The following is a 10,117-nucleotide window of genomic DNA, read 5'->3' on the forward strand; positions in this document are numbered from 1 at the left end:
GGACACCACGCCGGACACGTACGAGGATCGGGTCCTGGGGTGCCTGCTCGGCACGATGGCCGGGGACGCCTACGGTGTCCTCACCGTGGCGGGCGACGATCCCGCGACCGCCCTCGACGAGCCGGGAGCCGTGGCCGTCTCCGACGCCACGCAGCTCACGCTCTACACCGTGGACGCCCTCGTGGAGGCACTGGAGTGGGCGAACGACGGCGTCGCCGCCGACGAGACCGCCTGCGTGTGGCTCGCCTATCTCCGCTGGCTCTCGCGGCAGGGCGAGCACCTGCCGCCGAACGCACCGGTTCCTCCGCCGAGGTGGCTGGACCGGCAGGAGGAGCTGGTGGCCGTCCACGATCCCGACGCCGAGACCGTCCGCGCCCTCCTCACCGGCGACATGGGGACGTTCGGCCGCCCCCTGAACCTCCGGGCGCAGGGACCGGGTGCGCTGATGCGCTCGGCCCCGTTCGGGCTGGTCCCCCGGATCCCCGCCAGCATGGTCGAGCGCCTCACGCTCGACGCCGCCGCGCTGACGCACGGCTCGCACTCCGCCCGGGCCACGGCAGGCCTCCTCAGCGCCGTGATCCGCTCGTTGGCGATCGAGGGGACGACCCTGGACGAGGCGGTCACCACCGCCCGCACCGGTGAGCGGGGTTCCGCAGCGGACGCCGGGCACGATGCAGGCCGCGCGCTGGCCGACGGAGCGGACACCTCCGGTGCCGGGTCGGACGGCACGGCAGCCGACGGAGCGACGGCGGCCGGCACGTTCGAGGCGGCACTGCAGGCGGCCGTCGAGGGCGCCGACGAGTCCTCGTCGCCGCGGGACCATCTCGTCGCGGCCCTCCGGCATGCGGCGCACGCCGGCAGGCCCGATGCCTCCCCGGTGGTCGCGGCGTCCCTGGCAGGCGGGATCGTCGGCGCACTGCACGGCACACGCGCCCTGCCGGCCGGCTACCTGACCTCGCCGGGGGTTCCCGCCGTCGTCCGCTCCATGGCCCGGACACTCCTGTCCGCGACGACAGGCACCTGAGTGCCGCGGCGGGCCCGCGACGGCGGCAGCGGCCCGACGACGGGCCGGGACGGCTCGGACGCCTCGGACTGGGATCCGTCCGCCCTCCCCCGTCTGGACGGCCGTCGCTTCCTCGTCACGGGCGCCAACGCCGGTCTCGGCTACTTCGCCTCGGAGCAACTCGCGGGAGCGGGCGCGAGCGTGGTGCTGGCATCACGCAGTGAGGACAGGGCACGACGCGCGATCAGCGCCATCCGGGGCGTCCACCCCCGCGCCGACGTCACCTTCCAGCTCCTCGATCTCGCGGACCTGGCATCGGTCCGGGGCGCGGCCGCGGCGATAGCGGCCGGCCCGCCCCTGACCGGCCTGCTGGCCAACGCCGGGGTGGTCGGGTCCCGCGAGGAGCGCGCGACGGCGGACGGCTTCGAGCTCCAGTTCGGTACCAACCACCTGGGCCACTACGCCCTGATCGCCCTGCTCCTCCCCGCGCTGGCCGCCGCCGGGACCAGGATCGTCCACCTCGGCAGCATCAGCCACCGCTGGGCACGCCTCACGCCGTCGTTCCTCGAGCCGTCGTCGTACCGCGGCTCCGTCGCGTATGCGACGTCGAAGCTGGCGGTCACGGCCTTCGGGTTCGAGCTGGCCCGGCGCCTCGATGCGACAGGGAGCGCGGCGACGAGCGTCGTGGCCCATCCCGGCCTCGCACTCGGGATGCTCACGCCGGACCGGCCGGGCGTCGCGGCCCGCAAGGACGCGCCCCGGTGGCGGCGGACCGTCCTGGCGCACGTGGCGCAGGGGAAGGACGCCGGGGCGTGGCCCCTCGTCCGCGCGACGGCCGATCCCGGGATCCCGAACGGTGCCTACTGCGGTCCTGGCGGCGGATTCCAGCTCACGGGACCGCCGGCCCTCGTCCCGGCGGAACCGCACGCCCGTGAGCGCAATGCCGCGTCGCGGCTGATCGACCTGTCGGCCCGACTCACCGGCGTCCCGCTGCGTCTCTAGCCGGCCGCCGGGCTCGCGGCGGGCCAGCGGTCGCCGGTCATCTGCAGGAACTCGGCTTCCGAGAGCACCTCGATGGCCTGGCCCCGCTCGTGCAGTTCCAGCACGCGCCGGGCCTTCCCGGTCACGCGTCCGTTGCGCAGGTCGGATGCGACGAAGCCGTCCCCGACCACGAGGACGGTGGTCCGTCGGGTGACGGAGCTCGCCGGTTGTGCGCCGAGGTGGGCTGCCCGTTCCTTGGCCTGCGGCCGCGGGATGCCGAGGGTCCCCGTGAAGACGACCGTCTGTCCGTACAGCGGGTGGCGCGGATCGGCCTGGGGATTGGCGTGCGGATTCGCGCCCTCCTCCGGCCAGCCGGACCAGCCCGACGGCGACGAGCCGCGATTCAGTGCGGTGCGCGTGGCCTTCGACAGCTCGTCCACGCCCGGCGCGTAGGCCTCTGCCCGAGAGAGCGGCAGGCCATGGCACCCGAGGACGTCCTCGACGGTGCCTGCCTCGTACCGCCGGGCGAGGTCCATCATGATCCCGGCGCACGCGCGCGCGTCCTCGACGGCGTCGTGGTGGTTGAGCAGCGGGACCCCCGCCGCTTCCGCGACGAACGGCAGCGAGTAGGACGGCAGGGAGTAGCTCTTGCGGGAGAGCGCGACGGTGCACGCGTAGTCCCAGGCAGGGCCGGCGAGAGCCGACACCTCCAGCGCGGACCGGATGACGCCGAGGTCGAAGGCCGCGTTGTGCGCCACCAGCACGTCGGAGCCGATGAAGCCGCCGATCTCGGGGAACAGCTCGCCGAAGCGGGGTGCGTCCTGGACCATGCCCGACGTGATGCCGTGGATGGCGATGTTCCGCGAGTCGAAGTGGTCGTGGCCTTCCGGCGGGCGCATCAGCCAGGATGCCTCCTCGACGATCCGGCCGTCCCGGACCTTCGACAGGCCGACGGCGCACGGGGAGCCACGGAAGCCATTCGCAGTCTCGAAGTCGATGGCCGTGAATGCGATTCCCACGCAGCCAGTTTACCGCCGTTGCCCGTCCCGCCCGTTCACCCGATGTTCACCGGTGGCGGGGTCCTCTCGACGGCTGGGCGTCCTACCCTGAGTCATGGCCCGCATCGACAGCTCCCGCCGGTGGTACCTCTTCGACTACGGCAACGTAGTCTCCACCGCCCCCACGCCGCAGGACTGGGAGCTGCTCGCGGAGGCGACCGGTGTGGAGGGCCTGCACGGGCAGGCGTCGACCTACTGGCAGCACCGCCACGCCTACGACATCGGGGCGCTGACCTCCGAGGACTACTGGTCCCTCGTCACGGGCGGGCGCGTGGGCAGCGCGCGCTCCGCCTGGCTCGACGTCCTGGACGGCAACCAGTGGTCGCACCTGAACCTCGACACCCTGGATGTCCTCGAGGACCTGGACAGCCGGGGCGAGCGCCTCGCCCTGCTGTCGAACATGCCGGCGGCCATGGTGGCCCAGCTGGGCGACGCCCGCTGGACCCGGCTGTTCCGGCACCGCTTCTTCAGTTCGTCGCTGCGCCTCGTCAAGCCGTCGACGGCCGTCTTCGACCATGTGCTCACGGAGCTGGCGGTGGAGCCGGGCCTCGTGACCTTCGTGGATGACACCCCGGCGAACGTCGCCGCGGCCCGCGCCCTGGGCCTCGACGCCCGGCTGTTCGAGCCGGCGTCGGATCTCGCGCGGGTGCTCGCAGGACCTGCGCCCGACCGGGTCCTGTCCGCCGTGGCGCCCGCGCCGGGGACGGAACTCAGCCTGCCGCCCCGCGCAGCGACCCGGGAATGAGCAGGGTCAGCGCGGCCTGCAGTCCCCGGACCTCGGCCACCCAGTCGGGCCGGACGAAGTCCTCCCGCGCGAGCAGCAGGTTCTGGAGCACCTGCACCTCTCCCCGTCTGGCCTCGGCCAGCGCGGTCCCGTTCGGGACGTAGCCGAGCCGGCGCGACACGCCGAGCGACGCGGCGTTCCACGCGACCGCTCCCGACACGGCCGACGTCGCGCCGAGGTGGTCGAAGGCGAACTGGAGCACGGCGGCGCGCATCTCCGTCCCGAATCCCCGGCCGTGGGCGGCCCGGGTGAGCCAGGATCCCGTCTCGACACGGCGCAGCAGCGGGAACGAGCGCGCCGCCAGGTCCTGGACGCCGATCACGCGGCCCTCGTGCAGGACCGCGAAGTTGACGGTCCACTCCCCTGCCGAGACGCCCGCCCGCAGGCGCCACTGGTGCTTGGCGGTCTCCGTGATCAGCACGTCGCGGGGCGCGTCCGTCCAGGGCACGCTGAAGGGCATCTCGGCGGGATCGTGGATCCCGGCGAGGACGGCGTCGACCAGCCCCGGCAGGTGCTCGTCCCGGACCGGCGTGAGGACCAGGCGCGGCGTGGCGATCTCCAGCCCGAACAGCGGCCAGACCTGCACGAGCGGGTCCGTCGCGTCGACCATGCCCGGGGCCGGCGTCACTGCACGCGCTTGTCCGCGCGGTGCTTGCGCACCTTGGAGACGACGAAGTACACGGCGAACAGCACGACGGCGACGATCACGATCTTCTGGAAGACATCCGCGTACTGCTCGACGATGTGCCAGTTCTCCCCGAGGTAGAACCCGGCCAGCACGAAGAGGGAGTTCCAGATCAGGCTGCCGGCGGTCGTGAGCAGGAGGAACTTGCCGACGGGCATGCGTTCGATGCCCGCCGGGATGGAGACGAGGCTCCGGAACAGCGGGATCATCCGGCCGAAGAACACGGCCCGGTACCCGTGCCTGTTGAACCAGTCCTCGACCCTGTCGACGTCCTCGATGTCGATGAGCGGGACCTTGGAGACGAGGCGGCGCATGCGGTCGCGGCCGAGCCACGCGCCGAGGGCGTACAGCGCGTAGGCTCCGACCACCGAGCCCAGGGTCGTCCACAGGATCGCCTCGAACAGCGAGAAGTTGCCCCGGCTGGCGGTGAACCCGGCGAGGGGCAGGATCACCTCGCTCGGCAGCGGAGGGAAGAGGTTCTCGAGGGCGATGGCGAGCCCGGCGCCGGGCGCGCCGATGGTCTCCATGAGGTTCACGGCCCAGTCCGTGACTGCGCCGAGGGCCGATCCGTCCGACGTGGGGCTCGCCGTCGTCGCCTGGACGGCCTGGACAGTCTGGATGATGCTCACGGTGGTATTCGTCCCTCTCGTTGTCCGTCCTGCTGGACGGACGGCGTGCGGTGCTGGTTGGTCTACTCGGGTTCGTGCTGCGCTGCCGTCCTGCCCGGCGCTCTCAGGACAGGGCGTCGACGAGGTGCGGCAGCAGCGCCCGGAAGGCGATGCCGCGGTGGCTGATGGCGTTCTTCTCCTCCGGCGCGAGTTCGGCGCAGGTGCGCTGGAGCCCCTCGGGCACGAGGATCGGATCGTAGCCGAAGCCACCTGCCCCGCGGGGGGCGGTCAGGAGGGTGCCGCGCAGCTCTCCGCGCTCCGCACGGCTCCCGCCGGAAGCACCCGGTCGTGCGAGGGCCGCCGCGCAGACGAACGCCGCTCCCCTGCGGTCGGCCGGGATGTCGGAGAGCTGCGCCAGGAGGAGTTCGAGGTTCGCGGCATCGTCGCCGTGCCGCCCGGCCCAGCGGGCCGAGAAGATGCCGGGCGCTCCGCCGAGGACGTCGACGGCGAGGCCCGAGTCGTCGGCGACCGCGATGAGCCCGGTGGCCTGCGCGGTCTGCTCCGCCTTGAGCAGGGCGTTCTCCTCGAAGGTCACACCGCTCTCGACGACGTCGGGCGCGCCCGCCGAGGCGGCGTCGACGACCTGGGTGTCGACGTCGAGCCCCGGCACCTGGCCGCGCAGCAGCTCGCGCAGTTCCCGCAGCTTGCCGGCGTTGCGGGTGGCGAGGACGAGCCGGGGTGCATCAGCCACCGGAGGAGTCCCGGAGGGTGTCGAGCTGGATCTGGGCGAGCTGCGCGGTGCCGAGGAGCGCGAGGTCGAGCAGGGCGTCGAGTTCGGCGCGGTCGAAGGGGGCGCCCTCCGCGGTGCCCTGCACCTCGACGAACGTGCCAGATCCGGTGACGACGACGTTCATGTCGGTCTCCGCGCGCACGTCCTCGACGTACGGGAGGTCCAGCATGGGGACGCCGTCGATGATCCCGACGCTGATTGCGGCGACGGTGTCCGTCAGCGGGGAGGCCGACGCCGGGATGAGCTTCTTGTCCTTCGCGTAGCGGATCGCATCGGCGAGCGCGACGTAGGCGCCCGTGATCGCCGCCGTACGCGTTCCGCCGTCGGCCTGCAGGACGTCGCAGTCGAGGACGATCGTGTTCTCACCCAGCGCCTTCGTGTCGATGATCGAGCGCAGGGAGCGTCCGATCAGCCGGGAGATCTCGTGCGTGCGGCCGCCGATCCTGCCCTTGACGGACTCGCGGTCGGAGCGGGTGTTGGTGGCGCGCGGCAGCATGGCGTACTCCGCCGTCACCCAGCCCTTGCCCTCGCCCTTGAGCCACCGGGGCACCCCGCTGGTCAGGGACGCCGTGCAGAGCACGCGCGTGTTGCCGAACTCGATCAGCGCGGACCCCTCGGCCTGCTTCGACCAGCCGCGGGTGATGCTGATGTTGCGCAGCTGGTCGGGCGTCCGTCCGTCCGCCCGCAGCACGGGGGCAGCGGTGCCGGCGGAGGGAGGCAGGGAGGGGGAATTCGCGGGGGTCATGACTTCCAGTCTAGACGGGAGCACATGGGAGATCGCTGGCAGTGCCGCAGTGGACGGTCGACCGGCGACCGGCTGCCTGCCGGTTCAGACGGTGTAGGACACCCCGGCGACCGCGACGGCGAGGTGGCCGTCGTAGCTCTGGCGGGCCTCGCTGACGGCCAGGTTCGCGTCGTTCCACACGGGCAGGTGGGTGAGCAGGAGCCGTCGGGCGGCCGCGCGGGTCGCCACGTCCCCTGCCCGCTTACCGGTCAGGTGCACACCGGTGATGGCGTCGTCGCGCCCCTCGTGGAACGCGGCCTCGCAGAGGAAGACGTCCGCGTCCCGGGCGGCTTCCACCAGTCCGTCGCACGCGTCGGTGTCCCCCGAGTAGGTGAGGACATGGGGGCGGAGGACACCGTGCTCGTCCGTCTCCGCGACCTCGACGCGCAGCGCGTACGCCTCCTCGATGGGATGCAGGACCTGGAACGGCGTGATGGTGAAGGGACCGACGGTCACCGGGTCCCGATCCCGCCAGGGCTGGAAGTCGAAGTCCTCGTGCATGCCCGGGTCGAGCTCGAGCCCGTAGGCGCTCGCCATCCGATCGGCTGTCGCGGCCGGCCCCCAGACCGGGATGCGGGGCAGGCCCCAGCCCGCCGGATCCCAGTGGACGGCGACGTGGAGTCCGCATAGGTCCATGCAGTGGTCCGGGTGGAGGTGTGAGAGGAACACCGCGTCGATCTCGCGCAGGTCCATGTACCGCTGCAGCGCGCCGAGCGATCCGTTGCCGAGGTCGAGCAGGATCCGCCAGGTGCGGCCCTCCCACTCGGCGCTGAGGAGATAGCAGGAGGCCGGTGACTGCGGGCCGGGGAAGGACCCGCTGCACCCCACGATGGTGAGTTTCATGCCCGGGGGAAGCCGGCGGCGGCGATCATCTCGGGGGTGATCCGGGCGAGGCTGCCGGTCGGGTACTGCGCGGCGACGTGGTCCACATGCTGCACGCTCAGCACCTCGGGGCCGAGGAACCGGCGCGCCAGCACCTCGAAGCTCCCGGCGTCGCCCGTCGCGATGAAGCGGTGCACGGCGGGATCCACGCTGTCCCGCTCGAGGTCGTGCGAGACCAGCGCACGGTAGACGTCCTTGGCCGTCTCCTCCGCGCTGGAGACGAGGGTGACGGCGTCGCCCATGACGTAGGAGATGACGCCGGTGAGCAGCGGATAGTGGGTGCAGCCGAGCACGACGGTGTCGACGCCCGCCTCCTTGAGCGGCTCGAGGTACTCCTCGGCCGTCCGCAGCAAGGCCGGACCGCCGGTGATGCCGGCCTCGACGAACTCGACGAACGCCGGACACGCCACGGAGGTCACCTCGAGATGCGGGGCGGCCGCGAACGTGTCGTCGTAGGCGCGCGATCCGACGGTCGCCGTCGTGCCGATGACGCCGATGCGACCCGAGCGGGTGGCGGCGACGGCCCTGCGGACGGCGGGCTGGATGACCTCGATCACCGGGATGCCGTAGCGGGCCGTGTAGCGCTCGCGCGCATCGCGGAGCACGGCCGCCGAGGCCGAGTTGCAGGCGATGACGAGGAGCTTGACGCCCGAGTCCACCAGTTCGTCCATCACCCCGAGGGCGTGGGCGCGTACCCGGGCGATCGGCAGCGGTCCGTAGGGGCCGTTCGCGGTGTCGCCGACGTACATGATCGATTCGTGGGGCAACTGGTCGATGACGGCTCGTGCAACCGTCAGTCCGCCGACGCCGGAGTCGAAGATGCCGATCGGCGCTTCGCTGCGGTCCGTGTTCGCTCGCTCTGGGCTCATGATCCTCTGAGAATATGACGTGCTGCCCCCGAAAACTATCCGCCGACCCGTGGGGTATGTCACAGGACTCCCCGGCGGGCCCGGGCGGGTCAGCGCTCGAGCCGGGCGGCCTTCAGCATCGCCTGCACCAGTGACTCCTGCAGCCAGGTGATGAAGTTGTACACCAGCGCGAGATAGGACTCGACGTTGTCGACGTCCTTCGAGTCGGCGATGTCATGGAGCCGCTCGGCGTCCTCCTCCGTCTCGATGGCGAGCCGGTCGGCGAGGACCAGGCGGACGTCGTTGAGTGCCTGCGCGAAGAGGCGGGCCTGCTCGTCGTTGAGCGTCATGGGGCTCGACTCGATCAGGAGCGCCGTGCCGCGCAGCGCGCCGATCTTCTGCTCGCGCAGGGACCGCTCGGTCAGCCGCCGGAAGGCAAGCGCCTCGTCGTCGTCGCCGCGCACGGCGTCGGGCAGCAGGCGCCGGACGGCCGAATCGTCGGGTGCTGTCGCCTCGGCGTCCGCCCCGGACATGCCCACGAGGGCGGCCAGGGGGTCCTCGCTGGGGCCCGTCTCGGGTTCCAGCATCGAGATGACGTCGTCGAGCAGGGCGCCCAGGAGCCGCGCCTCGCCCGGTTCCAGCGCACCGGTGATGCCGCGGCGCGTCGATTTGAACGGTTTCGCCAAGGGGCCTACTCGCTTCCGGCTTTTTCGAAGGTCGCCCACAGTCCGTACGAGTGGAGCGCGACGGTGTCCTGCTCCACCTTCTCCCGGCTGCCGGAGACGACGGCGGAACGGCCCTGCTCGTGGACCTCCAGCATGAGCGTGCGCGCCTTGGCCTCGCTGTACCCGAAGTAGGTCTGGAAGACGAAGCTCACATAGCTCATGAGGTTCACGGGGTCGTTCCAGACCACCACCACCCAGGGCTGGTCCAGGTCGGTCTTCTCGGCCGTCCGCACCTCTTCCTGGGTGTCGGTGCCGGTTGCAAAGCCTACGGTCATATCCCTCATTCTAGGTGTGATGACCCGGCCCCGGTGGCCGGGTACTCTCACGGCGGACGCCCGGCTATCGTTCTGTGGGTGACCAAAGCCCTGACCACAGATCCTCCGGCCGACGCCGGTCCGACGCCCGCGGCGGTGAACGCGGCGAACAGCGCGCTCTTCACCGACCAGTACGAACTCACCATGCTGCAGGCCTCGCTGCACTCCGGGGCGGCGCACCGCCGCTCGGTGTTCGAGGCCTTCGCCCGCCGACTCCCCGCGGGCCGGCGGTACGGCGTCGTCGCCGGGACCGGACGCCTGCTCGAGGAACTGGCCACGTTCCGTTTTGACGACGCGCAGCTCGCGTTCCTGAGCGATCACCGGATCGTCGACGACACCACGCTCGCCTGGCTGGCCGGCTTCCGGTTCTCGGGCTCGATCTCGGGCTACGCGGAGGGCGAGGCGTACTTCCCGAACTCCCCGATCCTGACCGTGGAGTCGACGTTCGCCGAGGCGTGCATCCTCGAGACGCTCATCCTCTCGATCCTCAACCACGACAGCGCCATCGCGTCGGCGGCGTCCCGCATGACGGGTGCGGCAGCGGGCCGGCCCTGCATCGAGATGGGCTCGCGGCGCACGCACGAGGAGGCAGCCGTGGCCTGCGCGCGTTCCGCGATCATCGGCGGCTTCGCCAGCACGTCCAATCTCGAGGCGG

The 10,117-nt window shown here is 71.9% G+C and carries 12 protein-coding genes and 1 pseudogene; 4 read left to right on the plus strand and 9 right to left on the minus strand.

The window, feature by feature from the left end; genetic code table 11:
- Together CVO76_RS07140 and CVO76_RS07145 are read left to right on the plus strand one after the other, a co-directional pair.
- On the plus strand, positions 1 to 1,024 hold a 1,024-nt coding region (locus tag CVO76_RS07140), incomplete at its 5' end, for an ADP-ribosylglycohydrolase family protein (protein ID WP_208741481.1).
- Positions 1,025 to 2,005 (plus strand): SDR family NAD(P)-dependent oxidoreductase, encoded by a 981-nt coding sequence (locus tag CVO76_RS07145; protein WP_208741482.1) that lies wholly within the window; start codon positions 1,025 to 1,027, stop codon positions 2,003 to 2,005.
- On the opposite strand, the gene CVO76_RS07150 is transcribed toward CVO76_RS07145, so the two are convergent.
- Positions 2,002 to 3,003 carry an exonuclease domain-containing protein gene (locus CVO76_RS07150; protein ID WP_208741484.1) on the minus strand — a complete coding sequence of 334 codons (1,002 nt, stop codon included), beginning with the start codon at positions 3,001 to 3,003 and terminating at the stop codon, positions 2,002 to 2,004. The two genes, CVO76_RS07145 and CVO76_RS07150, sit on opposite strands and share 4 nt — an antisense overlap.
- 94 nt (positions 3,004 to 3,097) lie before the next feature.
- On the opposite strand from CVO76_RS07150, the gene CVO76_RS07155 reads away from it, so the two are divergent.
- The gene (locus tag CVO76_RS07155; RefSeq protein WP_208741485.1) at positions 3,098 to 3,787 is read left to right on the plus strand and encodes an HAD family hydrolase; all 690 of its coding nucleotides are present in this window, start codon (positions 3,098 to 3,100) and stop codon (positions 3,785 to 3,787) included.
- Here the strand turns inward: CVO76_RS07155 and CVO76_RS07160 are convergent.
- The 8 genes from CVO76_RS07160 to clpS form a co-directional block, all read right to left on the minus strand.
- Entirely contained in the window at positions 3,753 to 4,454 is a 702-nt protein-coding gene (locus tag CVO76_RS07160) for a GNAT family N-acetyltransferase (protein ID WP_244186256.1), read from the minus strand. The genes CVO76_RS07155 and CVO76_RS07160 overlap by 35 nt on opposite strands.
- Complete coding sequence (locus CVO76_RS07165; protein ID WP_432206156.1) at positions 4,451 to 5,131, minus strand: DedA family protein; 681 nt, start codon at positions 5,129 to 5,131, stop codon at positions 4,451 to 4,453. The genes CVO76_RS07160 and CVO76_RS07165 overlap by 4 nt, the downstream gene beginning before the upstream one ends.
- A gap of 112 nt (positions 5,132 to 5,243) precedes the next feature.
- Entirely contained in the window at positions 5,244 to 5,870 is a 627-nt protein-coding gene (gene rdgB, locus CVO76_RS07170) for an RdgB/HAM1 family non-canonical purine NTP pyrophosphatase (RefSeq protein WP_133080815.1), read from the minus strand.
- Positions 5,863 to 6,654: a ribonuclease PH gene (rph, locus tag CVO76_RS07175; protein ID WP_279628602.1), complete on the minus strand. Its 792-nt coding sequence runs from the start codon at positions 6,652 to 6,654 to the stop codon at positions 5,863 to 5,865. The genes rdgB and rph overlap by 8 nt, the downstream gene beginning before the upstream one ends.
- 84 nt (positions 6,655 to 6,738) lie before the next feature.
- On the minus strand, positions 6,739 to 7,536 hold the full coding sequence (locus tag CVO76_RS07180; RefSeq protein ID WP_208741487.1) for an MBL fold metallo-hydrolase: 798 nt from the start codon (positions 7,534 to 7,536) through the stop codon (positions 6,739 to 6,741).
- Positions 7,533 to 8,444, minus strand: coding sequence for a glutamate racemase (gene murI, locus CVO76_RS07185; protein WP_208741490.1), 912 nt, complete (start codon positions 8,442 to 8,444; stop codon positions 7,533 to 7,535). Before murI ends, CVO76_RS07180 begins: the two co-directional genes overlap by 4 nt.
- An 89-nt stretch (positions 8,445 to 8,533) precedes the next feature.
- The gene (locus tag CVO76_RS07190) at positions 8,534 to 9,109 is read right to left on the minus strand and encodes a DUF2017 domain-containing protein (RefSeq protein WP_133080819.1); all 576 of its coding nucleotides are present in this window, start codon (positions 9,107 to 9,109) and stop codon (positions 8,534 to 8,536) included.
- A gap of 5 nt (positions 9,110 to 9,114) precedes the next feature.
- Positions 9,115 to 9,423: an ATP-dependent Clp protease adapter ClpS gene (gene clpS, locus CVO76_RS07195; RefSeq protein ID WP_133080820.1), complete on the minus strand. Its 309-nt coding sequence runs from the start codon at positions 9,421 to 9,423 to the stop codon at positions 9,115 to 9,117.
- Positions 9,424 to 9,606: 183 nt separating this feature from the next.
- Between clpS and CVO76_RS07200 the strand changes: the two are divergent.
- A pseudogene (locus CVO76_RS07200) lies at positions 9,607 to 10,117 on the plus strand (nicotinate phosphoribosyltransferase); the annotation flags it as partial.

It is taken from the genome of Arthrobacter agilis (genome assembly GCF_002953615.1).
Lineage (GTDB): Bacteria > Actinomycetota > Actinomycetes > Actinomycetales > Micrococcaceae > Arthrobacter_D > Arthrobacter_D agilis_B.